Source organism: Streptomyces sp. NBC_00335 (genome assembly GCF_036127095.1).
Classification (GTDB): domain Bacteria; phylum Actinomycetota; class Actinomycetes; order Streptomycetales; family Streptomycetaceae; genus Streptomyces.
The window spans coordinates 6,933,637-6,959,776 of the sequence record NZ_CP108006.1 but is presented as its reverse complement, the minus strand read 5'-3'; the positions used below and the strand labels follow the sequence as shown (position 1 = coordinate 6,959,776).

Here is a 26,140-nt window from a genome sequence, read left to right as displayed (position 1 = left end):
CGACCGCCCCTCCGGGCAGACCGTCAGTTCTTGTGCGCCGCCCAGGCGTGCTGGATGACCAGGTCGGCCTTCAGCTCCGTGAGCTGGATCGCGACCGCCGACGGGGCGGTGCCGCCGCGGCCGTCGCGGGAGGCCAGCGCGCCCTTGACGTTGAGGACCTTGCGGACCTCCGGGGTCAGGTGCTCCGAGATCTTCGCGAACTGCTCGTCCGTCAGCTCGTCGAGCTCGATGCCGAGCCCCTCGCACTCCTTGACGCACTCGCCGGCCACCTCGTGCGCCACCCGGAACGGCACATTCTGCTTGACCAGCCACTCCGCGATGTCGGTGGCGAGCGAGAAGCCGGCGGGGGCCAGCGCCTCCATCCGCTCCCGGTTGATCGTGAGGGTGGCCATCATCCCGGTGAAGGCCGGCAGCAGGACTTCGAGGGTGTCGCAGGAGTCGAAGACCGGCTCCTTGTCCTCCTGGAGGTCACGGTTGTAGGCCAGGGGAAGGGCCTTCAGGGTGGCCAGCAGGCCCGTCAGGTTGCCGATGAGGCGGCCCGACTTGCCGCGCGCCAGCTCCGCGATGTCCGGGTTCTTCTTCTGCGGCATGATCGACGACCCGGTGGAGAAGGCGTCGTGCAGGGTGACGAAGGAGAACTCCTTCGTGTTCCAGATGATGATCTCCTCCGCGATCCGGGACAGGTTGATCCCGATCATCGCGGTGACGAAGGCGAACTCGGCGACGAAGTCGCGCGAGGCCGTGCCGTCGATGGAGTTGCCGACCGAGCCCCGCTCGAAGCCCAGGTCGGCGGCGACCGCCTCCGGGTCCAGGCCGAGCGAGGAGCCCGCCAGGGCGCCCGAGCCGTACGGGGAGACCGCGGTCCGGGTGTCCCACTGGCGCAGCCGCTCCGCGTCCCGGGACAGGGCCTGCACGTGGGCCAGTACGTGGTGGGCGAAGAGCACCGGCTGCGCGTGCTGCAGGTGGGTCCGGCCGGGCATGGCCACGTCGGCGTGCGCCTCGGCGAGGCCGACCAGCGCGTCCTGGAGGTCGGCGATCAGCCCGCCCACGATCCGGGCGTGGTCGCGCAGGTACATGCGGAAGAGGGTGGCGATCTGGTCGTTGCGCGACCGGCCGGCGCGCAGCTTGCCGCCGAGGTCGGCGCCGAGCCGCTCCAGCAGGCCCCGCTCCAGCGCGGTGTGGACGTCCTCGTCGGCGATGGTGCCGGTGAAGGAGCCGTTCTCCACGTCGACCGCGAGCTGGTCCAGGCCCGCGATCATGCGGCCGAGCTCGTCGGCCGTGAGCAGGCCCGCTTTGGCGAGCACGCGGGCGTGGGCCTTGGATCCCGCGATGTCGTACGGGGCCAGGCGCCAGTCGAAGTGGACCGACGCGGACAGCTTCGCGAGGGCCTCGGCCGGGCCGTCGGCGAACCGGGCGCCCCAGAGCCGGACGTCACCACCGTTGTTGCTGCTCACAGCTACTGCTCCTCAAGAACGTGCATGGCTTCGGATGTGCAACCGCCTCCCCGCCGCGGAGGTAACGGGGAGGCGGTTCGTACTACGGTCTACGGTCTACGGTCTGGCGTCAGGCGAGGTCGCGACGGGCCGCGATCTTCGAGGAGAGGCCGAAGATCTCGATGAAGCCCTGGGCCTTGGACTGGTCGAAGGTGTCGCCCGAGTCGTAGGTCGCGAGGTTGAAGTCGTACAGCGACTCGTCCGACTTCCGGCCGGTGACGACCGCGCGGCCGCCGTGCAGGGTCATCCGGATGTCGCCGCTGACGTGCTGGTTGGCCTCGCTGATGAAACCGTCCAGGGCCCGCTTCAGCGGGGAGAACCACAGGCCGTCGTAGACCATCTCGCCCCAGCGCTGCTCGACCTGCCGCTTGTAGCGGGCCAGCTCGCGCTCGACGGTGACGTTCTCCAGCTCCTGGTGGGCGGTGATCAGCGCGATCGCGCCCGGGGCCTCGTACACCTCGCGGGACTTGATGCCCACGAGCCGGTCCTCGACGATGTCGATCCGGCCGATGCCCTGGGCCCCGGCGCGCTCGTTGAGCTGCTGGATGGCCTGGAGCACGGTGACGGGCTTTCCGTCGATGGCGACCGGGACGCCCTCCTTGAAGGAGATGACGACCTCGTCGGCCTCGCGCGGCAGGGCCGGGTCCGCGGTGTACTCGTAGATGTCCTCGATCGGCGCGTTCCAGATGTCCTCCAGGAAGCCCGTCTCGACGGCGCGTCCGAAGACGTTCTGGTCGATGGAGTACGGGGACTTCTTGGTGGTCGCGATCGGCAGGTCCGCCTTCTCGGCGAAGGCGATGGCCTTGTCGCGGGTCATCGCGTAGTCGCGGACCGGGGCGATGCAGGTGAGGTCGGGGCCGAGGGCGGCGATGCCGGCCTCGAAGCGGACCTGGTCGTTGCCCTTGCCGGTGCAGCCGTGGGCGACGGTGCTCGCGCCGTGCTTGCGGGCGGCGGCCACGAGGTGCTTGACGATGGCCGGCCGCGAGAGGGCGGAGACCAGCGGGTAGCGGTCCATGTAGAGGGCGTTCGCCTTGATCGCCGGGAGGCAGTACTCGTCGGCGAACTCGTCCCTGGCGTCGGCGACCTCGGCCTCGACCGCACCGCAGGCGAGCGCCCGCTTGCGGATGACGTCCAGGTCCTCGCCGCCCTGGCCGACGTCCACCGCGACCGCGATGACCTCGGCGCCCGTCTCCTCGGCGATCCAGCCGATGGCGACGGAGGTGTCCAGACCGCCTGAATAGGCGAGTACGACGCGCTCGGCCACGGGGTTCTCCTTACACGGTGCATCCGCCGTTACGTCCAACAGCGGTAGGCATAACTATGCACTGGTCTGCATGTTTCGTCAATCGACGGGATAACAGGAGGTCAGCGGGGGTGTCGACCGCCTAGAGTGCGCGGATGGAGATGCTTCCGCCCCTGTCCCGGACCACATTCCGCTCACCCGCAGAGCGACTGCTGCACGGCAAGAGCCCCGCGCGCGCCCTCGACGGCGGCGGCCCGCAGGCATGGGCGGAGCTCGACACGAGCGTCAACTTCTCCACCTTCGAGCGCTACAAGGGGTGGACCTCCTCCGGCACCGTCCGGGTGGGCGTGCACTGGTTCGACGACCGTGAGATCGCCGACTGGAGCACCGCCCCGCACTGGCACGACGGACACGGGGTGACCTGGGCCGCCGCGCCCCCGGCCGCCCCCGAGCTCGCGCTCTGCCTGTGCCACGCCGACCCCCGGGTACGGGAGGCCGCCCTCGAACAGGCGGCCGGACGGCCCGAGGTCCTGGCCCTGGTGCTGATTCGGTGCGCCGACGGGGAGGAGCCCGTACGGGAGCGGGCGCGGGCGGTGCTGACCGCGGAACTGGACGCGGCCGCGGACGCGGCGGACCTCCTACGCGCCCTGGCGCCCCTCGCCCTGCTCGCGAGCACGCGCCGGTACGGCGCCTGGGCCTGGGAGCTGTGCCTGGAACGGCTCGGTTCGCCGCCCGCCGCCCTGATCGTCGAGCTGGCGCAGGACGCGGACGCGGGGATGCGCTTCGCCGCCGTCCGGGCCGCGCTGGCCCACGGGCTGCTCCCGGCGGACCGCGTCGCGGACCTCACCGGGGACCCCGACGCGCGCAACCGCCTCGCGGCGCTGCGCTCCGGGGAGCTCCCGGCCGAGCGGACGGCCCGGCTCGTGCTCACCGGGCTGACCCCCGAGGTCCGGCGGGAGGCCCTCGACCTGGCCCTGGAGGGCGGGATCCTGACGCCCGAGCGGCTGCTGGAAACCGCCGCCGCGAGCCGGGACCGCGTGGTGCGCAGGCGGTGCGAGGCGGCCGCCCGGCCGGCCCTGGACGCCCGATCCGCCTCGCTCCACGGCCCCCTCATCGACTCCCTGCTCGCCCTCCACGGCCGCGCGTCCCTGCGGGCGACCGCGGTCCGCGCCCTGCGCCCGGCCGGGCGGGCCGGCGAACTGCCCGCGCACCTGGCCGACCCCTCGGCGCGGGTACGGGAGGCGGCCCGCGGGGAGCTGCGCGCCGCCGGGCAGGACCCGCTGGCCCACTACCGCGCACGGTGCGCGGACTCCCCGGTGCCCGGGGAGGTGTTCGGGCTGGCCGAGGCCGGGGACGCCTCGGACCTGCCCCTGCTGCGGCTCCTCGCCCGGTCCCCCGAAGGGCGCGTGCGGGCCGCGGCCGTCCACGGCCTGCGCAGGCACGGCGCCACGACAGCGGAAGAGCTGCTGCCGTACCTGGCCGATCCGCATCCGCCCGCCGCCCGGGCGGCACGCTCGCTGGTGGTGCCGTACGCGGACACCCGGCCGGAGTCCTGGCTGCTGGAGCTGTTCGCGCCCGGCCGGCCCGAGCCCGTGCGGGCCGCGGCCCTGATCCTGCTCGAGCTGCGCCCGCTGCTGGTCCGGCGCCGGGTCGCCCGGTCCCTGACCTCCCACCGCGACCCGGCCGTGCGCGGCTGGGCCCGGCAGCTGCTGCAGCAGCGCCTGAAATGGGGGTTGTACCAGGGCCGGGACGCGGCGCGGGATTTCAAGGACTGGACGGGGACACCCCTGAACGAAGTCGTCGACACCGAGGACCCGGCCGCCTGGACCGCGCTGGACATCGGGGTGCGTCACATGGCCTCTTCCGACGCCGAGCCCTTCGCCGCCCGCACCGCGACCGCCCTGTGCCACTGGGACGGGCGGATCCGGGAGCGCGCCGTCGCCGAAGCCGCGGGCACCCCCGAGCTGCTGCCGCTGGTCGTCCTGCGCTGCGCCGACTGGACCCCGCAGGTCCGGGCGGCCGCCCGGCACGTCATCACGGAGGCGCTCCGGGAGGCCGGGGAGGAGACCCTTCGCGCCCTGACCCCGATGGTCCTGCACCTGGCGAAGCGGCGCGAAGGCCGCTGGGCCGTCGGGGCGTTCGAGGCCGCTCTGCGCGAGCCCCGGTACGCGGCGGCCCTGGCGGAGCTGTGTTCCCACCGCGACCTGCGGACCCGCCGGGCGGCCGTACGGATCACCCTGGAGGCCGCGGACTCCTTCACGGCCCCCGACCTGGCCCGGCGCGCCGCCGCGGAACCGGACGCGGTCCTGCGGGACCTGTGGACGCGGGCCGCGCTGGCCGCCATGGCCGCGCGCGGCCCCGACGACTCCGCGCTCGACGCGCTGCTGGCCTCCCGCAGCGGGTTCGTACGGGCGGCGGGCGTCACCGGCCTGCGCGCGGCCGGGCGCGCCGACGAGGCACCCCGCCACCTCGCCGACCCGTCGGGGACGGTCCGGGCCTGCGCCCGGTGGCTGCTCCGGCGGGACGGGGCCGACGCGCGCGCCGCGTACCTGCGGCTGTGCGCCGACTCCCCGGAGCCCGGGGCCGTGCTCGGGCTCGCCGAGTGCGGCGAACGGGCGGACTCCGCCGTGCTGACCGGCCTGCTCGGTCACCGGGACGGCACGGTCCGGGCGGCGGCCGTCGCGGGACTGCGACTGCTCGACGGGCCCGGACCCGGCACGGAGGCACTGACCGCACTGCTGGACGACCCGTCGGCGGCGGTGGTCCGGGAGGCGACCCGCTCGCTGCGCCCGCTGGCCGACCGGCTCCCGGTGGGCCCGCTGGTGGCACGCACCCTGCCGGAGCGCCCCGCGCACATCCGCCGGGCGGCCCTGCGGCTGCTGGCCGCCCGGGGCGCCGACGAGGGACTGCCGGCGCTGACCGCCGCGCTGGACGACCCCGACCCGGCACTGCGGCGGATCGCGCTGGACCTGCTGCGTGGATGGGACTGGCAGGCGACGGCCCGCCGGGAGACCATCGAACGGCCACAGCTGCGGGCTCTCTACAAGCAGTACTACTTCAAGCTCGACTGGGCCGAGATGCGCAGGACGCGTTTCTTCTGGTGAAAATGCGGTCCCGCCCCCTCCTCGCCGCACCGATAATCACACCATGGGAAAGCTCTACGATCGCATTGACAGCCGGCTCCGCACCTTCATCGAAGAACAGCCGATCTTCTTCACCGCCACCGCCCCGCTGTCCGGCGACGGGCATGTCAACCTCTCCCCCAAGGGCCGCGCCGGGACGCTCGTCGTCATCGACGAAACGACCCTCGCCTACCTGGACTTCGGCGGCAGCGGCGCCGAGACCATCGCGCACGTCCGCGAGAACGGCCGCATCACGCTGATGTGGTGCGCGTTCAGCGGGCCGCCGAACATCGTGCGCATCCACGGCGACGGTGAGGCGGTCTTCCGCGACGACCCGCGCTGGGACGGGCTGATCGAGCGGTTCGGGGACGCCGACGGGCCCTCGGCGCGCGCCGTCATCCTCGTGAGGACCCGGCGGATCGCCACCGTGTGCGGGTTCGCCGTGCCCTTGATGGACTACCAGGGCGAGCGCACGCTCCACGCGGAGTACTTCGGCCGCAAGACGGACGAGGAGTTCAACGAGTACTGCGAGAAGAAGGAGTTCATCGGAGTGAGCGTCGACGGCCTGCCTGCGCTGCCGCTGCCCCTTCCGCCCCGTACCGTCTGACGTGTGCTGCGTACCGCCTTCCTCGCCGCCTCACTGATCGTCACCAGCCTGCTGGTACAGGGCCCCCACGGCGACCCGCCGCTGCCCGTCCTGCTCGCCGACACCGGCGGCGGCAGCCAGCTGATCACCGCCGTGGCCCCGGCCCCCGGCTCCACGACCGGGCGCCTGACCTGGTGGGACCGGCGGGCGGGGCGCTGGCACGCGGCGGGCAGCGCCCCGGCCCGGTTCGGCGCGAACGGGCTGACCGAGGGCGCGACCCGGACCCAGGGCACGAACACCACCCCGGCCGGCCTGTACGCGCTCCCCTACGCCTTCGGCATCGCGCACGCCCCGGCCGGTACCGCGTACCGCTACCGGCGGGTGACCCCCGACTCCTGGTGGTGCCAGGACAACGCCTCGGAAAGCTACAACCGCTGGGTGGAGCCGCTGCCGGCGGACTGCGCGCCCGGCGAGGCGGAGCACCTGACCACGTACGAGAAGCAGTACGCGCACGCGCTGGTCATCGCCTTCAACTACGAGCACCCGGTACGGGGCCGGGGCGCGGGCATCTTCCTGCACGTGAACGGCAAGGGTGCGACGGCCGGCTGCGTCTCGGTCCCCGAGGACGCGATGCGCGCGGTGCTGCGCTGGGCGAACCCGCAGAGGCAGCCGCACATCGCGATCGGCACGGAGTCCGGCCCGCTCGACGTCACCCGCTACTAGGCCGGGTCCCGGAGTCGTCGGCGGGCTCGTCGGAGGCCCGGTAGTGGTAGGCGTCCTCCCACCAGTCGTCCCCGTCGCCCCAGGCGCCCCCGTCGTCCCCGTCCTCGGAGACGACCCGGTCCGCCCCGCGCCAACGGCCGTAGTCGTCGGCGCTGCGGTGCACGTGGACCCGCTGCTCCTCGTCCAGCGCGGCCACGGCGGGGTGGACCTCGGCCCGCATCCGGTCACCCAAGGGGTCGCCGCACTCCGTGCGAGTGAGGACGGCCCGGCGGGCGGCTTCGGCGTAGCAGAGCGACATCAGGCCCAGCGCGGTCACGGCAGCCGACGCCCATTGCACCGGTCCGTGCGGGCGGGAGAACACCAGCAGCTCGCCCACCACCATCCAGCACACCATGAGCAGGATCAGGCCCACGCAGCCGCAGCAGCCCCGGAGGCACCCGCGCTCCTCGTCCTGCGGCATGCGCGGGAGCTCGGGCAGCAGGGCGTCCAGTTCGGCGCGGTGGGCGGTGCGCCGGGCCCCGTACGCCTCGTCGTTCCGGTCGATCCAGCCGATCGACACGGGCTCGGGATCGTGTCGCCGCACCGCCTCCAGCAGGGCTGCGGGCAGCGGGTGGGAGGGGGTACGGGCGGGATCGCGGCCCGCCTCCGTCAGGAGCACGGCGCCTTCGCCGTCGATGCCGAGGTACCCGTCGAGGAGCAGTTCGGCGGCGGCCGCCACCGCCTGCCCGTGCGCCATCGCGGCGACGTGGTACGGCCCGAGGTCCAGGCCGGCGACCAGCCGGAGGATCTCGCGCCGGATCCGGGCCCGGCGCCGCCACCGCAGGGCGAGGGGCCCGTAGACGGCGGCGTTCATGACGAACACCGCAAGTACGAGGACGAGTTGGAGCACGCCCCGAGGCTATGTGCGGCGGCGCCGGACCGGCACCAGGTTTCCGGCGGGCCCGCGGCGGCTCAGCTCTCCTTCTGGGCCAGCCTCAGCAGGTGGTCGGCGAGGGCCTGGCCGCCCGCCGGGTCGCGGCTGATCAGCATCAGGGTGTCGTCGCCCGCGATGGTGCCGAGGATGGCCTGGAGTTCGGCCTGGTCGATCGCGGAGGCGAGGAACTGGGCCGCACCCGGCGGGGTGCGCAGGACCACGAGGTTCGCGGAGGCCTCGGCCGAGATCAGCAGCTCACCGGAGAGGCGCCGCATGCGCTCCTCCTTCGCCGACTCGCCGAGCGGTGCCTGCGGGGTGCGGAAGCCGCCCTCGCTGGGGACCGCGTAGATCAGCTCTCCGCCCGTGTTGCGGATCTTCACCGCGCCGAGCTCGTCGAGGTCGCGGCTGAGCGTCGCCTGGGTGACGCTCAGCCCGTCGTCGGCGAGCAGCTTGGCCAGCTGGCTCTGGGAGCGGACCGGCTGCCGGTTGAGGATGTCCACGATCCGGCGGTGGCGGGCGGTGCGGGTCTGCGGGACGGACTGGCCGTTCTGCTCGTGTTCCTGCGCCTGACTCATCGTCGTCCCATTCCCCGATTGATCATCCGTCCACGTCCGCGGCGGACTTCGCTGCGTCCAGCACGCCGGGCAGGGCCTGCAGGAACGCGTCCACCTCGGCCTCGGAGAGCACGTACGGAGGCATGAGCCGTACGACGTCGGGGGCGGGCGCGTTGACCAGGAAGCCGGCGTCCTGAGCCGCGCGCTGGACCTGCGGTGCGAGCGGCTCGGTCAGCACGATACCCAGCAGAAGGCCCGCGCCGCGGACGTGCGAGACGAGCGGGTGTGCGAATCCTTCGATTCCGGCCCGCAGCCGCTCGCCGCGCTCCTTGACCTGGTCGAGGAGCCCGTCGGCCGCGATGGTGTCGATCACGGCGAGGCCGGCGGCGCAGGCGACCGGGTTGCCGCCGAAGGTGGTGCCGTGCTGGCCGGGCTGGAGCAGGTCGGCCACGGGTCCGAAGGCGGCGACGGCGCCGATCGGCAGACCGCCGCCCAGGCCCTTCGCGAGTGTGACGACATCGGGCTCCACGCCCTCGTGGGCCTGGTGCTCGAACCACTGGCCGCAGCGGCCGATGCCGGTCTGCACCTCGTCGAGGACGAGCAGGGTGCCGGTGGCCCGGGTGATCTCACGGGCGGCCGTGAGGTAGCCGGCCGGGGGTACGACCACGCCGTTCTCGCCCTGGATCGGCTCGATGATCACGAACGCGGTCTCTTCGGTGACGGCGGCCCGCAGGGCCTCCACGTCGCCGTACGGAACGTGCGTGACGTCTCCGGGCAGCGGCAGGAACGGGTCCTGCTTCTTGGGCTGGCCGGTGAGCGCCAGGGCGCCCATGGTGCGGCCGTGGAAGCCGCCGTCGGTGGCGACCATGTGGGTCCGCCCGGTCAGCCGGCCGATCTTGAAGGCGGCCTCGACGGCCTCGGCACCGGAGTTGCAGAAGAAAACCTTGCCGGGGCGGCCGAAGAGCTGGAGCAGCCGCTCGCCGAGCGCGAGGACCGGCTCGGAGGCGTAGAGGTTGGAGACGTGGCCCAGGGTGGAGATCTGCTCGGTCACCGCGGTGACGATGGCCGGGTGCGCGTGGCCGAGGGCGTTGACCGCGATGCCGCCGACGAAGTCGGTGTACTGCTTGCCGTCCGCGTCCCAGACCTGGGCGCCGGAGCCGCGTACGAGGGCCAGCGCGGGGGTGCCGTAATTATTGGTCAGCGCGCCCTGCCAGCGGGCGGCGAACTCCTGGTTGCCGGTCATGCGGGGTCCCCTCCCTGTGTGTCGACTGCCTGTGTGTCAACTGCCTGCGTGCCGACTGCCTGTGTGCCGACTGCCTGTGCACCCTGGTCGTCGAGCACGACCATCGTGCCGATTCCCTCGTCCGTGAAGATCTCCAGCAGGATCGAGTGCTGGACCCGCCCGTCGATCACGCGGGCGGTGGTCACCCCGTTGCGGACGGCGTGCAGGCAGCCCTCCATCTTCGGGACCATGCCGCTGGACAGCTCGGGCAGCAGCTTCTCCAGCTGGCTGACGGTGAGCCTGCTGATGACCTCGTCGCTGTTGGGCCAGTCCGCGTAGAGCCCCTCCACGTCGGTGAGGACCATCAGCGTCTCGGCGCCGAGCGCGGCGGCGAGCGCCGCGGCGGCCGTGTCGGCGTTCACGTTGTACACGTGGTGGTCGTCGGCGCTGCGTGCGATGGAGGAGATGACCGGGATCCGGCCGTCCGCCAGCAGCGCTTCGATCGCGCCGGTGTCGATGGCGGTGATCTCGCCGACCCGCCCGATGTCGACGCTCTCGCCGTCGATCTCGGGCAGGTGCTTGGTGGCGGTGATGGTGTGCGCGTCCTCGCCGGTCATCCCGACGGCCAGCGGCCCGTGCTGGTTGAGCAGCCCGACCAGCTCGCGCTGGACCTGCCCGGCCAGGACCATCCGTACGACGTCCATCGCCTCGGGCGTGGTGACGCGCAGACCCGCCTTGAACTCGCTGACCAGGCCCTGCTTGTCGAGCTGGGCGTTGATCTGCGGGCCGCCGCCGTGCACGACGACCGGCTTGAGGCCGGCCTGGCGCAGGAAGACGACGTCCTGGGCGAAGGCGGCCTTCAGGTCCTCGTCGATCATGGCGTTGCCGCCGAACTTGATGACGACGACCTTGCCGTTGTGCCGGGTCAGCCAGGGCAGGGCCTCGATGAGGATCTCGGCCTTGGGCAGTGCGGTGTGCCTGCGTGCAGTGCTCATGAGGAGTACGCGCTGTTCTCGTGGACGTACTCGGCGGTCAGGTCGTTGGCCCAGATGACCGCGGACTCGGAACCGGTGGCCAGGTCGGCGGTGATGCGGACTTCGCGGCCCTTCATGCTGACCAGGTCGCGGTCCTCGCCGACCGAGCCGTTCTTGCAGACCCAGACGTCGTTGATGGCGACGTTCAGCCGGTCCGGGTCGAAGGCGGCCTTGGTGGTGCCGATCGCGGACAGCACGCGGCCCCAGTTGGGGTCCTCGCCGTGGATGGCGCACTTGAGCAGGTTGTTCCGGGCGATGGACCGGCCGACCTCGACCGCGTCCTCCTCGGTGGCCGCGCCGATGACCTCGATGCGGATGTCCTTGCTGGCACCCTCGGCGTCACCGATCAGCTGGCGGGCCAGGTCGTCGCAGACCGTGCGTACGGCCTCCGCGAACGCCTCGTACGCCGGCACCTGGCCGGAGGCGCCGGAGGCGAGCAGCAGCACCGTGTCGTTGGTGGACATGCACCCGTCGGAGTCGACCCGGTCGAAGGTGGTGCGGGTCGCGCCGCGCAGCGCCTTGTCGAGGGTGGCGCTGTCCACGTCGGCGTCGGTGGTGAGGACCACGAGCATGGTCGCCAGGCCCGGTGCGAGCATGCCCGCGCCCTTGGCCATGCCGCCGACGGTCCAGCCGTCCTGCGAGACGGTGGCCGTCTTGTGCACGGTGTCGGTGGTCTTGATGGCGATCGCGGCGGCCTCGCCGCCGTCGGCGGAGAGCGCGGCGGCCGCGGTCTCGATGCCGGGCAGCAGCTTGTCCATGGGGAGCAGGACGCCGATCAGGCCGGTGGACGCGACGGCGACCTCGCCGGCGTTGACCTCGCCGCCCGCGCCGAGCCCGTTCAGGGCCTCGGCGACCTTCTCGGCGGTGGCGTGGGTGTCCTGGAAGCCCTTGGGCCCGGTGCACGCGTTGGCGCCGCCGGAGTTGAGGACCACCGCGCTGACGGTGGCGCCGCGCAGGACCTGCTCGGACCAGTGGACGGGCGCGGCCTTGACCCGGTTGGAGGTGAAGACGCCCGCCGCGGCCAGGCGCGGCCCGTTGTTGACCACGAGGGCCAGGTCGGGATTGCCGTTCGCCTTGATCCCGGCGGCGATGCCGGCCGCCGTGAACCCCTGTGCTGCCGTGACGCTCACGGTGCGACTCCGATCGTGGAAAGACCCAGGCTCTCGTGAAGCCCCAGGGCGATGTTCATGCTCTGGACCGCGCCGCCGGCGGTGCCCTTGGTCAGGTTGTCGATGGCGCTGATCGCGATGATCCGCTGCGCGGCCTCGTCGTACGCGACCTGGATCTGAACGGCGTTGGAACCGTAGACGGACGCCGTCGCCGGCCACTGCCCCTCGGGCAGCAGGTGCACGAAGGGTTCGTCCGCGTAGGCCTTCTCGTACGCGGCGCGGACCGCGTCGGCCGTGGTGCCCGGCAGCGCCTTGGCGCTGCAGGTGGCCAGGATGCCGCGGGGCATCGGCGCCAGCGTGGGCGTGAAGGAGACGGAGACCCGCTGCCCGGCGACGGGGCTGAGGTTTTGCACCATCTCGGGCGTGTGGCGGTGGCCGCCGCCGACCCCGTACGGGCTCATGGAGCCCATGACCTCGGAGCCGAGCAGGTTCGGCTTGAGGGCCTTGCCGGCGCCGGAGGTGCCGGAGGCGGCGACGATCACGGCCTCGGGCTCGGCGAGCTGCGCGGCGTAGGCCGGGAACAGCGCGAGCGAGACGGCCGTCGGGTAGCAGCCGGGGACGGCGATGCGCTTGCTGCCGGCCAGGGCGGTACGGGCGCCGGGCAGTTCGGGAAGGCCGTAGGGCCAGGTCCCGGCGTGCGGGGCGCCGTAGAACTTGTCCCAGTCGGCGGAGTCCTGGAGCCGGTGGTCGGCGCCCATGTCGACGACGAGGACCTCCTCGCCCAGCTGGGCGGCCACGGCGGCGGACTGCCCGTGCGGAAGGGCCAGGAAGACGACATCATGACCGGAGAGCACCTCGGGCGTGGTCGGCTCCAGGATGCGTCCGGCCAGCGGCACCAGGTGCGGCTGGAGGGCGCCTAGCGGCTGCCCGGCGTTGGAGTTCGCGGTCAGCGCGCCGATCTCGACCTCGGGGTGGGCCAGCAGCAGGCGCAGCACCTCCCCGCCCGCGTATCCGCTCGCACCGGCCACCGCTACACGTACCACCATCGGACCCTCCTCCTCGATGGCATGACTATACGTACGACCGCACGTTTATGCAAAGCAGTCATCCGGCCTTGCTCCCCCAGTGTTACTCGCTTGTCCGTCCGATGATCACGGGTTACGTTCCCCGGGCACATATCGGGGGATCACAGCAGGTGGGGGACATGAGCGACGACGGGCTGACGATCACCAAGGGCGCCGCGATACGCCAGGGCCTCGCGGCCGTGGCGGTGCTCGGGGCCATGGGAATCGCCCTCTGGGTGGGCGGGGAATCGGTGAATGCGAGCGGGGAGCCGAAGCCCGTCACCTGCTCGCACGGGGAGCCCGAGAAGACGCCCGCGCCGACCCCGGTCGAGGCGGGGCACGTCTCCGGCGCCCAGCTGTGCGAGGCGCTGCACCGTCCGGATCTCGCCGATCTGCTGGGCACTCCCGGGGAGGCCGTGAAGAACGCGAACGGCGGCGGCAGCACCTTCAAGCCCGTCGGCAGCGACGAGGAGATCCACACCCCCTCGGGCGAGATCGAGTTCGAGACCTACACCGTGCACCTGAGGGCCTCGTACGACGGGCTGAGGGTCGCCACCGTGGCCAAGTTCCTCGGAGACGGCACGCTGCCGCTGACCGTCCTGGGGCGCCCGGCCGCCTACTACTCGGACCGCACCATCAGCATCAGCTTCAACCTGGGCGGCGGCGATGCCAGCACCGGCTCCGGTGTCCCGACCCGCACCCTGGTGGTGGCCCGGGGCCCGGAGGACGGCGGCGGCTCCTACGAGCTGACCCTGTGGCGCTCCGACGGCGCGGTGCCCGACGACGCGGTCGTGCTGCGCGTCGCCGAGACGGTGCTGCCGACGGTCCCGGGGTGGGCCGCCGCCGGGTGAGGCCCCGCGGGAGCGCGGGTCAGGGGCTTTCGGGGTCAGCTGCTGCGCGGCTGGTTGAAGCGGAGCATGTTGCCGGCCGGATCGCGGAAGGCGCAGTCGCGGACCCCGTACGGCTGGTCGACGGGCTCCTGGAGCACCTCGGCGCCGGCGGCCCGGATGCGTTCGAAGGTGGCGTCCACGTCGTCCGTCGAGAAGATCACCCCACGGAGCACGCCCTTGGCCAGCAGTTCCGCCATCGCCTGCCGGTCGGCCGGTGAGGCGCCGGGGTCGGCGAGCGGCGGTTCGAGGACGATCTCCACGTCGGGCTGCTCGGGCGAGCCGACGGTCACCCAGCGCATCCCCTCGAACGCGACGTCGTTGCGGACTTCCATGCCGAGGGCGTCGCGGTAGAAGGCGAGGGCCTTGTCGTGGTCGTCGACGGCGATGAAGCACTGCGAGAGCTTGATGGTCATGCCCCGAAGCTACGACGCGGCCGCGGATCCCGCTCCCCCGCCGCCCGCGGAGTTGCGGACGGGCCGGGTGAAGACCTTGGCGACGCACGCCGGGATGGCGGCTCCGGCCTCGTGCCGCCGGGCCCGGTAGGCACTGGGGGTCTCGCCGACCAGCTCGGTGAAGCGCGAGCTGAACGACCCCAGCGAGGTGCATCCGACCGCGAAGCAGACTTCGGTGACGCTCAGGTCGCCGCGGCGCAGCAGCGCCTTCGCCCGCTCGACGCGGCGGGTCATCAGATAGCTGTACGGGGTCTCGCCGAAGGCGGCCCGGAAACTGCGGGAGAAGTGCCCGGGCGACATGAGGGCGACGGACGCCAGCGCCGGCACGTCCAGCGGCTCGGCGTAGTCGCGGTCCATCACGTCCCGGGCGCGCCGCAGTCGCACCAGGTCCTCGATCGTCACGCGCACCAGCATCTCACGGCCGGTGCCGGCCGAGGGGGCCGACGGAGGCCGGGGGACACGCCCCCGGGCGGAGCCGCGAGGCCGGGAACGCGCCGGATTCCCGGCGGCCTCCCGGCTGCCTGTCGACGGCCTGTCGACTGCTCGTCGCCTACTTCTCGGTCTTCGAGGCCTTGGCGGCCTTCTCCGCCTGCATCTGCTTGATGCGGACGGTCTCCTTGCGGACGTCGGCCTGGGTGGCGCGCTCCTTCGCGAGCCACTCCGGCATCTCCTGCTTCAGGGCCTCGATCTGCTCCGTGGTGAGCGCCTCGGTGACACCGCCGCGCGCCAGACCGGCGATGGAGATGCCGAGCTTCGACGCGACCACCGGACGGGGGTGCGGGCCGTTGTTCCGGAGGTCCTGCAGCCACTGGGGCGGCTCGGCCTGGAGGGCGGTCAGCTCGGTGCGCGAGACGACACCCTCCTGGAACTCTGCGGGGGTGGCCTCGAGGTACACACCCAGCTTCTTCGCCGCAGTAGCGGGCTTCATGGTCTGGGTGGTCTGGTGCGACGTCATGGGGTCCAGGGTATCGAGCATGTGCGCCACCTCCGACCACGGCCGGTAATCTGGCCGGGTGACAGACTCCCGGACACCCCCGTCGTTCCAGCTCGCATACGTCCCCGGGGTGACTCCCACGAAGTGGGTCCGGATCTGGAAGGAGCGGCTGCCCGACGTTCCGCTGACCCTCGTCCAGGTCACTCCCGCCGAGGCTCCAGCTCTCCTGCGCGGCCGCGGCGCCGACGCCGGGTTCGTCCGGCTGCCGATCGACCGTACGGATCTCAGCGCGATCCCGCTCTACACCGAGACCACGGTCGTCGTGATCCCGAAGGACCACCTGATGGCCGCGGCCGAGGAGCTGTCCCTCGCGGAGCTGGCCGACGACATCGTGCTCCACCCGCTGGACGACACCCTCGAATGGGAGCAGCTGCCGGGCAAGGCCGCGCTCCAGCGCCCGGAGACCACGGCCGACGCGATCGAGCTGGTGGCGGCGGGCATCGGGGTCCTGATCGTGCCTCAGTCGCTCGCGCGGCTGCACCACCGCAAGGACCTCACCTACCGGACCCTGCTGGACGCCCCCGAGTCGCGTGTCGCGCTGTCGTGGCCCGAGGCGGACGAGACTCCCGAGCTGGTCGAGGAGTTCATCGGCATCGTGCGCGGGCGGACCGTCAACAGCTCGCGCGGACGCGGCCGTACGCAGCCCGAGCCCGAGCAGAAGAAGGCGAAGCCGGCGCGGAAGCCGGCCCCCCGGTCGGGAGGCAAGCCGGCCGCCAAGAACCCGCGCTCCGGTGCGCCCAAGGGCGGCAAGGCCACGGCCAAGTCCACCGGCAAGCGCGGGAAGCCCCGCGGGCGCTGAACCACGCTCGCGAGCGCCTGCCCGGCTCACGCGAGCGCCTGCCCGGCTCACGCGAGCGCCTGCCCGGCTCAGAGGGGCGCGCCCGTGCCCGGCGCAGCGCGACGACGCCGCCCGGCGCGTCCCGCCCGGGGGGCGGGCCGCGATCCCCGTCATGCGCGCCCCTGCCGCCCGGCCCGCTCGAACGCGTCCAAGCCGCCGGGAATTCGCACTCCCTGGCGATGACCTGAAGGCGTTGCGCCCGCCGCACGGCCGTCCCTATAGTCACTTCGTATTCATTTCGTCACACTGAGTGAGCTGGGGGCAAGGGTGTTACGTGTCGGCAAGGGACCGTCCCTCAAGGGATTGACCGTCAGGGGACCGGCCGCCAAGGGGTTGGCCTCGCTCGCCGCACTGGCCGCCGGGGCGGTCCTCGCCCTGGGAGTCGGGGCCGTGCCCGCGAGCGCCGCCGAGGGCTCGTGCGCCGGCGGCGCCGCCGGACGGCTGCCGCGACTGCAGGACCACCGCTTCTACGTGCAGTGCGCGGGCGGGGTCGCCACCGTCGTGGCCTGCCCCACCGGGCAGGTCTACTCTCCCGGCCCGCAGCTCTGCGAGGCCCCCGAGCTGGTCCGGCCCGCCGTGGCCACGGTCACCACGGCCGGTCCGGCGAAGCTGAACGGGCTGCTCTTCGGGGTCAAGAACCTCAGCACCACGGTGCGCATCGCGGACGCTCCGGCCGGGCTGGACGGCGTACCGGTCACCTTCACCACCGTGGGCGGCCGGACGCTCTGCACCGCCGTCACCGACCAGTTCGGAGCAGCCCGCTGCGACACACCGGCCCGGCTGACGATCCCGCTGGACGAACTCCTGCGGGGCTACCGGGCCACCTACGCGGGCATCGGCGGCATCTACCTCCCCTCCTCCGCCACCGCCCCCATCGCGCTCCTCTAGTGCCGTGGCCGGCGCTAGGCCCCGGCGGACGCCAGCGCGTGCCGGACCCAGACGTTCGGCTCCACGTAGACCGCGAAGCCCTGCTCCGGTTCGCAGTGGACCGGGGACAGGGCGCCCGGCACGCGGACCGGGCCCGCCGTGTCGAAGGGCAGGCCGGTCCACTCGCGCCACTGCGCGAGGGAGCCGGTGATCGTCATCGACAGCGGGGCCACCGAGTCGATGACGGCGCCCGCCCGCACGTGGACCCGTAGCCACGGGTCGTGCGGGAGGCCGTCCTCGCGGGTGCGGTACGCGTACTCGTGGATCGAGGTGTCCGGCTCGGCCGGCTTTCCGCTGGGCCGCACCGGCGCCACCACCTCGGTGAAGCCGCGCGCCCGGGCGTTCTCCCGCATCGCTGCGAGCATCCGGCCGGACAGACCCTCGCCCTGCCGGTCGGTGGCGACGCTGATCTCGATCGCGCTCACGGTGTCGGCCTCGACTCCGCGCCGCTGGTCGGAGAAGGCCCACATCAGGATCCGGTCCCAGCCCTGCGCGGGCAGCGCCCCGTCACGGCCCGGCGCGTGCTGCGCGAAGGGCACGCTGAAACCCCGGGCGACGACCGTGTCGCCGTCCGTGGCGACCAGGACGTACTCCGCGAACTCGGCCACCATCCGCGGGTACAGCAGCCAGGCGAGCGCATCGTGCTGGGCGAACTCGGGCCACGAGTCCTTCATGTCCCAGAGCCGGGCGGCCAGTTCGGGCCGCTCCGCGAGCGTGGTGATCCGGACGCCCGCATCGCCCGGGTCCGTACCGCCCACGCCCGCGCCGTCTATGTCTGTGATGTCGTCCATGCCCGCAGGCTAGGCACGCCCCACCTGCGCCTCAACCGATTTAGCCGGTGCGGGCGGTTCGGGCGATTCAGACGGTTCACACGGGCGCCTGGAGGGAGAGGTGCCAGCGCCGCGGTCCGCCGGCGAGGGTGAGCGTGGACAAGGGGCGGACGTCCACGTTCCAGTACGTCAGCGGCGGCGCGTTCAGTGCGTACACGAGGGCTGCCCGGACCACCGACGGCTCCGCCACCGCCACGATCGCTCCCCCGTCGTCGGCCGGCCGGGTGTCGAGCCAGCCGCCGATCCGGGCGATGAAGGCGAGCAGCGATTCCCCGCCGTGCGGGGCGGCGTGCGGATCGGTGAGCCAGAGGTCCACGGCCGCGGGGTCCCGGGCCGCCACCTCGGCCAGGGTGAGCCCGCGCCAGCGGCCCATGTCGCACTCCCGCAGGGCGGGTTGCGCCATCGGGGCGTAGCCGAGGGCGGTCCCGGTGGCCCGGCTGCGCGAGGTCGGCGAACAGTAGCGGAGCTCGGCCGAGCCCAGCGGTACGAGCCCGCGCGCGGCGGACTCCACCGCGCGCCAGCCGTCCACGTCGAGGGGACGGTCGTCGTCGAAGCGCTCGGCGAGCAGCGAGGTACCACGGGCTGCTGCGACTAGCGAAACCCGAACATGCATGCGGCGATGGTGATCCCCGGGTCGCACGGGGTCAAGCGTCGAGACGAAGCCCGGATCGCAGCCGCCGGACGGCCTCGGTCAGTTCGCCTGCGCCGGACACCCCGGCGAAGCTCAGCCGGACGAACGGACCGGGCGGCTCCGCACAGAAGTACGGCCGTCCCGGCGCGACCGCGACCCCGGCCCGCAGGGCGGCCGCCACGAAGGCCGCGTCGTCGCCGCCCCCGCGGGGCCGCGCCCACAACTGGTAGCCGCCGCGTGGCGGATGGGGCACCTCCAGCTCCGGCAGCTCCCGCCGCAGCGCCCCCGTGAGGACGTCCCGGCGGTGGCGCAGCTCGGTGGCCACGGCCTTGAGGTGGCGCGGCCAGGCGGGTGCGCCGACCAGTTCGAGGGCGGTCTCCTGGAGCGGCCGGGGCACGAAGAAGGTGTCCACGACCTGGATGGCGCGCAGCCGGTCGAAGACCGGGCCCCTGGCCGCGAGGGCCCCCACCCGCAGGCTGGGCGAGGTGACCTTGGTCAGCGACCGCACGTGGACGACCACCCCGTCCGGGTCCTCGGCGGCGAGCGGTGCGGGCAGCGGGCCCAGGTCCTCGTGGGCCAGGGACCGCGCGTAGTCGTCCTCCAGCACGAAGGCCCCGGCGGCGCGCGCGATCCGCAGCACCTCTCCCCGCCGCTCGGCGGACAGCACGGCACCGGTCGGGTTCTGGAACAACGGCTGGCATACGAACACCCGCGCCCCGGTCGCTTCGAAGGCGGCGGCCAGCAGCTCCGGCCGGACCCCGTCCGCGTCCACCGGGACGGGCACCGGCCGGCACCCACCGGCCCTTGCGATGGCCAGCAGTCCCGGGTAGGTCGGGGATTCGACGAGGATCGGCGCCCCCGGCGGGGCGAGCGCCCGCAGCGCGGTGGCGAGCGCGCTCTGGCCGCCCGCGGTCACCAGCACGTCCCCGGCCGCGACGGCCCCGCCGATCTCGCGGGCGAACCAGTCCCGCAGCTCGGCCAGGCCTTCCACGGGCGGCCGCCCCCACACTCCGGGCCGCCGGCCGGCCCGGGCGAGGGCCGCCGCCATGGCCCGCTCGGGCTGGAGCGTCTCGTGCAGGTAGCCGCTGTGCAGCGGGATGACCCCGGCGGGCGGGGCGGCCAGGGTGACGAGCACCCCGGAGGCGTCCACGGAGCGCGGGACCACCTCGCCGGAGTCCTCGGCGCTCAGGGCGACGGCCTGCCAGGAGGTGTCGCCGGGCTCCTGGGTGTGCGTACGGGGCTGCGCGCGGTAGACCCCGGCTCCGGGACGGGTGACCACCAGGCCTTCGGCGGCGAGCTGGGCGAGGGCCCGGGAGACGGTGACGGGACTGACCCGGTACTGCTCGACCAGGGCTCGGCTCGACGGCAGCTTTCCACCTATCGAGTAGCGGTCCAGCTCGCCTCGAAGGGATTCCGCCAATTCCGCCACACTGCTACGCTCGTACATGACAGCACAGAATAGCGCTACTCTCCCCAACGCGATAGCAGTTCGAGGTACGGCAGCACGTCGGCCCCGGCCCGCCCTCGGGGGCACCACCCTCGCAGCGGCCGGAGTCGTCGCCTTCTCGCTGACCTTCCCCGGCACCGCCTGGGGCCTGGAGAGCTTCGGCCCGTGGTCCCTCTTCGGCCTGCGCTGTCTCCTCGCGGGCCTGACGGCCGGCGCCTTCCTGCTGGCCCTGCGGGTCCCGGTGCCGGCCCGCGCCCACTGGGCGGGACTGGCCGTCGTCGCGGGCGGTGTGGTCGTCGGATTCCCCCTGCTCACCACCCTCGCCCTGCAGACCTCCACCACCTCGCACGCCGCCGTGGTGGTCGGCCTGCTGCCGCTCACCACCGCGATCGTCTCCTCGCTGCGCACCGGAGCCCGGCCCTCGCGCCGCTTCTGGGCCGCGGCCGTCGCCGGCGCGGTCATCGTCCTCGGCTTCACCGTGGCCCAGAGCGGCGGCGCCCTCTCGGCCGGCGACGCCCTCCTCTTCGCCGCCCTGCTGGTGTGCGCGGCCGGGTACACCGAGGGCGGGCGCCTGGCCCGGCTGCTGCCCGGCTGGCAGGTCATCGCCTGGGCGCTGGTGCTGTGCCTGCCCATCGGCGTCGTCGGCTCCGCGCTCGGGCTCGCGTACGAACCGGTCGAGTTGACCGGCCGCGGGGTGGCCGGGCTCGTCTGGGTGGCGGTCGGCTCCGCCTTCCTCGGCCTCTACGTCTGGTACCGGGGCATGGCCGAGATCGGCGCGGCCCGCGCGAGCCAGCTCCAGCTCGCACAGCCGCTGCTGACCCTCATGTGGTCGGTGCTGCTGCTCGGCGAACACCTGTCCCCGGCCGCGCCCGTCGCCGCCTGCGCGGTGCTCGTCTGCATCGCGGTGACGCAGCGGCCCGATGGGTCAAAAAGGGGCTGAACGACCTAAACTGCTAGCACCGGATCGGACCGCCACCGAGGAGGTCAGCATGCGCGCGACCGAGGGCGACCAGCTGGTTCAGCACGGCAGGATCGTGGGCCAGCACGACAAGGTCGGTGAGATCACCCAGGTCCTGGGAGAGAACGGCACCCCTCCCTACCGCGTCCGCTTCACGGACGGACACGAGGCCGTCATGTCCCCCGGCCCCGACTGCATCGTGAAGCACCCCGCCGACCACGACCAATGACGGGCTGCCCCTAGAACCCGTCGTCAGACGGCCGGGTCAGCGCGGTGGCACGGCCACCGCCGTCGGATAGTGGTCGGCGACCACCCTGGCCATCGCCCCGTTGGGGTCCGCGACCACCTGCTTCGCCGAGAAGTAGACGTGGCCGCGGACCTCGGGGTATCCGGCGGCGAACCGCAGGTGCCGGGACAGCTCGCGCGGATCGCGCCAGGCCGCGGTAGAGCTCTCCGCGTCGCAGCGGTACAGCGCCTCCCCCACGTAGAGCTGGACGCGGGTGCCGGCGACGGTCTTCGCCCACCACGGGACGATGGCGGCGTAGTCGGCGGCCGGGTGACCGATCTGCCAGTACGCCTGCGGCACGATGTAGTCGATCCAGCCCTCGCGCACCCACTTGCGGGTGTCCGCGTAGAGATCGTCGTACGTGGCGACGCCCGCCTGCGTCGGCGAACCGAGCGGATCGCGGTCGGAGTTGCGCCAGACGGCGAAGGGGCTGATGCCGAAGCGCGTCGCGGGGCGCAGTGCCCGCAGCCGCTCGGACATCTCGCGGACCAGGGTGTCGGTGTTGTGGCGGCGCCAGGCCCCGCGGGTCGCGAAGGCACGGCCGTACTGCTCGTAGGCGGCGTCGTCGTCGAAATCGCGGCCCTCGACGGGGTACGGGTAGAAGTAGTCGTCCCAGTGCACCCCGTCGAGGGGGTAGCGGGCGACGGCGTCGAGCATCGCGTCCTGCACGAAGCGGCGCACTTCCGGCAGCCCCGGATTGTAGTACAGCTTGCCGCCGTAGGGCACGGTCCAGGTCCGGTTGCGGCGGGCCGGGTGCCCGGCTGCGAGCAGGCTCCGGTCGGTGTGGTTGGCGACCCGGTACGGGTTGAACCAGGCGTGCAGTTCCAGCCCCCGGGCGTGCGCTTCGGCGACGGCCGTGCCGAGCGGGTCCCAGCCGGGATCGACTCCCTGCTCGCCGGTCAGCCACTGCGACCAGGGCTCGCGCGCCGAGGGCCACATCGCGTCGGCGGTCGGCCGGACCTGGAGGATCACCGCGTTGAGGCGGCGGGCGACGGCGGTGTCGAGGAGGGCCAGCAGCTCGGCGCGCTGCTCCCGCGCGGAAAGCCCGCTCTGCGAGGGCCAGTCCACGTTCTGCACGGAGGCGACCCACATCCCACGGAACTCGGGCTCGCCCGCTCCGCGCCCCCGCCTCCCCCCGCCCTCCTGCGACGGCCCGACCGCCCGCGCGGGGGCCGCCGCCACCGCCGCCAGCACCCCCGCCGCCGCGGCCAGCACTCCCCGCCTCCCGATGGGCCGCCTCCCGGTGGACCGCCTCCCGATGGACGCCATGTGACGACTCCGTTCCACTGCGTGACATTGCCTCGTGTCCGCCCAGCATGCCCGCCCCGGCCCGACACGCCGGGCAACGACGGGGGTAACGTCGGGGGGCGTGGCGGGCGCCGGAACGCAGTTACCACTGCACGAGTACGGGGGACCCGCGATGGAGAGCAGCGAAAGGCACGATGTGACGGACCTCCCAGACGACATCGCACGCGTCGGCGTAGTGGGCTGTGGCCAGATGGGCGCGGGCATCGCGGAGGTGTTCGCCCGGAGCGGGCTCGAGGTGATGGTCGCCGAAACCACCGGCGAGGCCCTCGAACTCGGGCGGACCCGGCTGCACACCTCCCTGACCCGGGCCGCCGAACGCGGCAAGATCAGCGAGGAGGAGCGGGACGAGACCCTGGCCCGCCTGTCGTTCACCACCGATCTCGGCGAGTTCGCCGACCGCGACCTCGTGATCGAGGCGGTCGTCGAGAACGAGCAGGTCAAGACGGAGATCTTCCAGGTCCTCGACCAGGTGGTCACCCGCCCGGACGCGATCCTCGCCTCCAACACCTCCTCGATCCCGCTGGTCAAGCTGGCCGTCGCGACCTCGCGTCCCGACCAGGTCATCGGCATCCACTTCTTCAACCCGGCCCCGGTGCAGCAGCTCGTCGAGCTGATCCCTGCGCTGACGACGAGCGACGAGACCATCAAGCGCGCCGAGGCCCTGGTCGGGGGCGCGCTGGGCAAGCACGCCATCCGCGCCCAGGACCGCTCCGGCTTCGTGGTCAACGCGCTCCTCATCCCGTACCTGCTGTCCGCGATCCGGATGTTCGAGTCGGGCATCGCGAGTCGCGAGGACATCGACAACGGCATGGAGCTGGGCTGCGCCCATCCGATGGGCCCGCTGAAGCTCGCGGACCTCATCGGTCTGGACACGGTGGCCTCGGTGGCCGACTCGATGTACGCGGAGTTCAAGGAGCCCCTGTACGCGGCTCCCCCGCTGCTCCAGCGCATGGTCGACGCCGGCCGCCTCGGCCGCAAGACCGGCTCGGGCTTCTACCCGTACAGCTGAGCCGTACGGCCCCTGCGGCCGGCCTCGGGCGACCGCCTGCGGCTCAGCCGAGCCGCAGGTGGTGCAGCAGCAAAAGCCCGGCCGCCATGTTGGCGGCCGGGATCTCGCCGCGCGCGATCATGTCGGGGACCAGCTTGAGCGGTACCCACTCGCGGCGCGAGGACTCGAAGTCGTCCTCGGGATGGCCCGTGTACGTGGCCCCGTCCGCCCAGTAGAGGTGGTGGCGGGCGTCGGTCAGCCCGTTGGACGGCTCGACGGTCATCAGGTGGTGGAGGGGGCCGGGCCGCCAGCCCGACTCCTCCTCCATCTCCCGGGCGGCCGCCCGCTCGATGGACTCCCCGTCCTCGACGACCCCGGCGGGCAGTTCCCAGCCCCAGCTGTCGGTGATGAAGCGGTGGCGCCACAGCAGCAGCACCTCGCCCGCCTCGTTGACGGCCGTGGCGATGGCGACCGGGCGCAGCCTGATGACGAAGTGGTCCAGGTGCCGGCCGTCGGGAAGCTCCACATCGGCGAGATTCACATCGAACCAGCGGTTCGTGTACACGGTTTGCTCACTCAAGTTCATCCACTGCACGGTTCTGCCACCTTCCGATCGAGTAGGTGGCAACATGGCAGCAGTTCACCCCTGCCCAGGGGAACGCGCAAAGGGCGGCGCAGAGAACGCCGCGGGGATGTCACAGCGGAACGCGAAGCGCCCCGTCGATGAGCTCGGCCGCGTCCTCGGCCCCCGAACAACCGCTGGTCAGCAGCTGCTCCCGGACCGCGCGCAGCCGGTCGCGCAGGCGCAGGGACTCCATCCCCTTGGCCCGCTCGGCCATTTCGGCCGCCGAGGCCATCGCCTGATCGGCCTCGCCCTGGCGCAGCTGGATCTCGCACAGCATCGCGAGCCGGTGCACCCGGCCCCGGTCGTGCGCGGGAGTGCCGACGGCCGCCGAGGCCTGCTCCCGGGCCGCCCGCAGATCACCCAGACCCAGCAGCGCCTCCGCCACCTGTACGTTGACCAGCCCGGGCTGTACGTACCCCGTCTCGTCCGGCTCCGTGCCGGGGCGGATCCGCTCCGCCGCCGCCTCGGCCTTGCGGATGCAGGCCAACGCGGCTCCTGTATCGCCGAGTTGGGCGTACGCCTTGGCCTGCATGGCGTACAGGTCCGCGGCCAGGGCCGGGGTGGTGTGCCGGCCGGCCGCGCGCAGGGCGGCCTCGGCGAAGGCCACGGCCTGGCGGAACTCCCGTAGATGCAGGGACTGGTTGACGATGAGCGCGATCACATAGGCCCCGAGCCCCCGGTCCCCGCTGGCCTTGGCCAGCCTCAGCGCCTGGTGGAAGTAGCGCTGGGCCAGCCCGTGCGCGTCCGAGTCGTACGCGCAGATCCCCGCCACCGCCACCAGGGAACCACCGGCCCGGTGCAGGCTGCGGCCCAGCCCGTCGGAGTAACTGCCGCGCAGCATCGGGGCGGTCTCGGTACCGAGGAAGCGGACCACCCGGTCGCGGGTGGCCACGCCGCCGGCCCGGCGGTACATCAGCTCGTAGTGCGCGCGGGCGGCCTTCAGGATCTCCACGTGCTCGGGGCCGACCCGGGTCGGTCCCTCGCGGGACACGTCGGCGTCCTCGGGCGGGTTCTCCCACTCCCACACGGGCATCACCGCGGGAGTACCGGTGAGGGCGCCGGCGTCGAGGGGCTGGCGGCCGTTGCCGTCGGAGCGCCACAGGGCGGCGGCCCGGTCGACGAAGCCGCTGAGCGCGGACCCGTGGAGATCTGCGGACTGCCCGGGCACGCCGAAGCCCACGTCGTCCAGGGAGAGCGGCCGCCGCAGCCGGCCCCCGATCACCTCGCAGATCAGGTCCGGGACCTGACCGCGCGGACGCTGACCCTTCAACCACCGGGCCACGGCGGTGTGTTCGTAGCGCAGGGCGAGTCCGCGGGAGCGGCCCGCCTGGTTCACGTACGCGGCGAGTCCGGCGTGGGACATTCCCGCCTCGGCGAGGAGGGCGTCGAGCAGTGCATTGGGCTGCATGGCCGCTCCAAGGGCTCGTGGCAACCAGGCTAGTGGGTGCGGGGTTCACACGGGGTGTGAACGCCGTACGCGCATAAATGCGATACGCACCCTGCCGCGCGGGCCCGTCCGAGCGCTTCACTTAAGGGCCTCGCCAAGAGGTAGCTCGGGTCGTCGGCTCCCCCTCGTACAGTGCGACGACCCGTCAACCGCGCCGCCCGTCCTGTTGTCTGCCCGACACTCCACGGCAGGCGGGCGGCGCGCTTCGGCTCCGCCGGGTCCTGGTTGGTCGCCGGGCCCCGGCCGAGCCGGACCGAACGCGGGCCGGGCCCACCCACCGGGCCCGGCCCGCGTGGTCCCGCCACCGGCGCGGACGCCCGCGGCCCCGTCCCCAGACCCCGCGCCTCAAACGCCGGCGAGGCTGGATTTTTCCAGCCCGTCCGGCGTTTGAGGACCGGGTCCGGGCGGAGCCCGGGGAACGGGCGAAGGGTGGGTAGGGGACCAGCCCCGCAGGGC

At 73.1% G+C, this 26,140-nt stretch carries 26 protein-coding genes; 9 read left to right on the top strand and 17 right to left on the bottom strand.

Going from position 1 to position 26,140, the window contains the following annotated elements; genetic code table 11:
- Positions 1–23: 23 nt before the first annotated feature.
- Both argH and OHA37_RS31580 read right to left on the bottom strand, forming a co-directional pair.
- A complete protein-coding gene (gene argH / locus OHA37_RS31585) occupies positions 24–1,454 on the bottom strand; it encodes an argininosuccinate lyase (protein WP_266910261.1) in 1,431 nt (476 codons plus the stop codon).
- A 109-nt stretch (positions 1,455–1,563) separates the two neighbouring features.
- Entirely contained in the window at positions 1,564–2,757 is a 1,194-nt protein-coding gene (locus tag OHA37_RS31580) for an argininosuccinate synthase (protein ID WP_266910259.1), read from the bottom strand.
- A 134-nt stretch (positions 2,758–2,891) separates the two neighbouring features.
- Between OHA37_RS31580 and OHA37_RS31575 the strand changes: the two genes are divergently transcribed.
- Genes OHA37_RS31575 through OHA37_RS31565 form a run of 3 tightly spaced genes read left to right on the top strand, consistent with a single transcriptional unit; the run spans position 2,892 to position 7,167 of the window.
- Complete coding sequence (locus OHA37_RS31575) at positions 2,892–5,840, top strand: hypothetical protein (protein WP_266910257.1); 2,949 nt, start codon at positions 2,892–2,894, stop codon at positions 5,838–5,840.
- A gap of 43 nt (positions 5,841–5,883) precedes the next feature.
- Positions 5,884–6,465: a pyridoxamine 5'-phosphate oxidase family protein gene (locus tag OHA37_RS31570; protein WP_266910255.1), complete on the top strand. Its 582-nt coding sequence runs from the start codon at positions 5,884–5,886 to the stop codon at positions 6,463–6,465.
- Positions 6,466–6,498: 33 nt separating this feature from the next.
- Positions 6,499–7,167: a L,D-transpeptidase family protein gene (locus OHA37_RS31565; protein ID WP_266913263.1), complete on the top strand. Its 669-nt coding sequence runs from the start codon at positions 6,499–6,501 to the stop codon at positions 7,165–7,167.
- Here the strand turns inward: OHA37_RS31565 and OHA37_RS31560 are convergent.
- From OHA37_RS31560 to argC, 6 genes are all read right to left on the bottom strand, one after another.
- Positions 7,154–8,056, bottom strand: a complete 903-nt coding sequence (locus OHA37_RS31560) for a hypothetical protein (RefSeq protein ID WP_266910253.1) — start codon at positions 8,054–8,056, stop codon at positions 7,154–7,156. The two genes, OHA37_RS31565 and OHA37_RS31560, sit on opposite strands and share 14 nt — an antisense overlap.
- 62 nt (positions 8,057–8,118) lie before the next feature.
- Positions 8,119–8,655: an arginine repressor gene (locus OHA37_RS31555; protein ID WP_266910251.1), complete on the bottom strand. Its 537-nt coding sequence runs from the start codon at positions 8,653–8,655 to the stop codon at positions 8,119–8,121.
- 22 nt (positions 8,656–8,677) lie between these two features.
- Positions 8,678–9,877, bottom strand: a complete 1,200-nt coding sequence (locus OHA37_RS31550; protein ID WP_266910249.1) for an acetylornithine transaminase — start codon at positions 9,875–9,877, stop codon at positions 8,678–8,680.
- Complete coding sequence (gene argB / locus OHA37_RS31545) at positions 9,874–10,851, bottom strand: acetylglutamate kinase (protein WP_266910248.1); 978 nt, start codon at positions 10,849–10,851, stop codon at positions 9,874–9,876. The genes OHA37_RS31550 and argB overlap by 4 nt, the downstream gene beginning before the upstream one ends.
- The gene (gene argJ / locus OHA37_RS31540) at positions 10,848–12,020 is read right to left on the bottom strand and encodes a bifunctional glutamate N-acetyltransferase/amino-acid acetyltransferase ArgJ (RefSeq protein ID WP_266910247.1); all 1,173 of its coding nucleotides are present in this window, start codon (positions 12,018–12,020) and stop codon (positions 10,848–10,850) included. Before argJ ends, argB begins: the two co-directional genes overlap by 4 nt.
- The gene (gene argC / locus OHA37_RS31535) at positions 12,017–13,045 is read right to left on the bottom strand and encodes an N-acetyl-gamma-glutamyl-phosphate reductase (protein ID WP_266910245.1); all 1,029 of its coding nucleotides are present in this window, start codon (positions 13,043–13,045) and stop codon (positions 12,017–12,019) included. Before argC ends, argJ begins: the two co-directional genes overlap by 4 nt.
- Before the next feature lie 158 nt (positions 13,046–13,203).
- Between argC and OHA37_RS31530 the strand changes: the two genes are divergently transcribed.
- Positions 13,204–13,914, top strand: a complete 711-nt coding sequence (locus OHA37_RS31530) for a DUF6215 domain-containing protein (protein ID WP_266910243.1) — start codon at positions 13,204–13,206, stop codon at positions 13,912–13,914.
- 35 nt (positions 13,915–13,949) lie between these two features.
- Here OHA37_RS31530 and OHA37_RS31525 read toward each other — a convergent pair whose 3' ends face one another.
- From OHA37_RS31525 to OHA37_RS31515, 3 genes are all read right to left on the bottom strand, one after another.
- Positions 13,950–14,366 carry a VOC family protein gene (locus tag OHA37_RS31525; RefSeq protein ID WP_266910241.1) on the bottom strand — a complete coding sequence of 139 codons (417 nt, stop codon included), beginning with the start codon at positions 14,364–14,366 and terminating at the stop codon, positions 13,950–13,952.
- A gap of 9 nt (positions 14,367–14,375) precedes the next feature.
- Complete coding sequence (locus OHA37_RS31520; protein WP_266910239.1) at positions 14,376–14,807, bottom strand: helix-turn-helix domain-containing protein; 432 nt, start codon at positions 14,805–14,807, stop codon at positions 14,376–14,378.
- Positions 14,808–14,955: 148 nt separating this feature from the next.
- Positions 14,956–15,381, bottom strand: coding sequence for a DUF5997 family protein (locus OHA37_RS31515; RefSeq protein WP_328694558.1), 426 nt, complete (start codon positions 15,379–15,381; stop codon positions 14,956–14,958).
- 37 nt (positions 15,382–15,418) lie between these two features.
- On the opposite strand from OHA37_RS31515, the gene OHA37_RS31510 reads away from it, so the two are divergent.
- Together OHA37_RS31510 and OHA37_RS31505 are read left to right on the top strand one after the other, a co-directional pair.
- Positions 15,419–16,198 (top strand): LysR family substrate-binding domain-containing protein, encoded by a 780-nt coding sequence (locus tag OHA37_RS31510; protein WP_266910235.1) that lies wholly within the window; start codon positions 15,419–15,421, stop codon positions 16,196–16,198.
- A gap of 342 nt (positions 16,199–16,540) precedes the next feature.
- Positions 16,541–17,125: a carbohydrate-binding module family 14 protein gene (locus OHA37_RS31505; protein WP_266910233.1), complete on the top strand. Its 585-nt coding sequence runs from the start codon at positions 16,541–16,543 to the stop codon at positions 17,123–17,125.
- Positions 17,126–17,139: 14 nt separating this feature from the next.
- On the opposite strand, the gene OHA37_RS31500 is transcribed toward OHA37_RS31505, so the two are convergent.
- The 3 genes from OHA37_RS31500 to OHA37_RS31490 all read right to left on the bottom strand — a co-directional run bounded on the left by OHA37_RS31500 (position 17,140) and on the right by OHA37_RS31490 (position 20,072).
- The gene (locus OHA37_RS31500) at positions 17,140–17,838 is read right to left on the bottom strand and encodes an N-acetyltransferase (RefSeq protein WP_266913261.1); all 699 of its coding nucleotides are present in this window, start codon (positions 17,836–17,838) and stop codon (positions 17,140–17,142) included.
- 193 nt (positions 17,839–18,031) lie between these two features.
- Positions 18,032–18,607 carry a histidine phosphatase family protein gene (locus tag OHA37_RS31495; protein ID WP_266910231.1) on the bottom strand — a complete coding sequence of 192 codons (576 nt, stop codon included), beginning with the start codon at positions 18,605–18,607 and terminating at the stop codon, positions 18,032–18,034.
- 31 nt (positions 18,608–18,638) lie between these two features.
- Positions 18,639–20,072 carry an aminotransferase-like domain-containing protein gene (locus tag OHA37_RS31490; protein WP_266910229.1) on the bottom strand — a complete coding sequence of 478 codons (1,434 nt, stop codon included), beginning with the start codon at positions 20,070–20,072 and terminating at the stop codon, positions 18,639–18,641.
- Here OHA37_RS31490 and OHA37_RS31485 point away from each other — a divergent pair.
- Both OHA37_RS31485 and OHA37_RS31480 read left to right on the top strand, forming a co-directional pair.
- Positions 20,071–21,012: a DMT family transporter gene (locus tag OHA37_RS31485; protein ID WP_266910227.1), complete on the top strand. Its 942-nt coding sequence runs from the start codon at positions 20,071–20,073 to the stop codon at positions 21,010–21,012. The two genes, OHA37_RS31490 and OHA37_RS31485, sit on opposite strands and share 2 nt — an antisense overlap.
- 49 nt (positions 21,013–21,061) lie before the next feature.
- A complete protein-coding gene (locus OHA37_RS31480; protein WP_266910225.1) occupies positions 21,062–21,259 on the top strand; it encodes a DUF1918 domain-containing protein in 198 nt (65 codons plus the stop codon).
- Between the two features lie 36 nt (positions 21,260–21,295).
- Here OHA37_RS31480 and OHA37_RS31475 read toward each other — a convergent pair whose 3' ends face one another.
- Complete coding sequence (locus OHA37_RS31475) at positions 21,296–22,585, bottom strand: glycoside hydrolase family 10 protein (RefSeq protein ID WP_266910223.1); 1,290 nt, start codon at positions 22,583–22,585, stop codon at positions 21,296–21,298.
- A 151-nt stretch (positions 22,586–22,736) separates the two neighbouring features.
- On the opposite strand from OHA37_RS31475, the gene OHA37_RS31470 reads away from it, so the two are divergent.
- Positions 22,737–23,633 carry a 3-hydroxybutyryl-CoA dehydrogenase gene (locus OHA37_RS31470; protein ID WP_266910221.1) on the top strand — a complete coding sequence of 299 codons (897 nt, stop codon included), beginning with the start codon at positions 22,737–22,739 and terminating at the stop codon, positions 23,631–23,633.
- A 43-nt stretch (positions 23,634–23,676) separates the two neighbouring features.
- Here the strand turns inward: OHA37_RS31470 and OHA37_RS31465 are convergent, their stop codons facing one another.
- Positions 23,677–24,198 carry an NUDIX hydrolase gene (locus tag OHA37_RS31465; protein WP_443046240.1) on the bottom strand — a complete coding sequence of 174 codons (522 nt, stop codon included), beginning with the start codon at positions 24,196–24,198 and terminating at the stop codon, positions 23,677–23,679.
- A gap of 109 nt (positions 24,199–24,307) precedes the next feature.
- Positions 24,308–25,645 (bottom strand): transcriptional regulator, encoded by a 1,338-nt coding sequence (locus OHA37_RS31460; RefSeq protein WP_266910217.1) that lies wholly within the window; start codon positions 25,643–25,645, stop codon positions 24,308–24,310.
- Positions 25,646–26,140 lie beyond the last annotated feature (495 nt).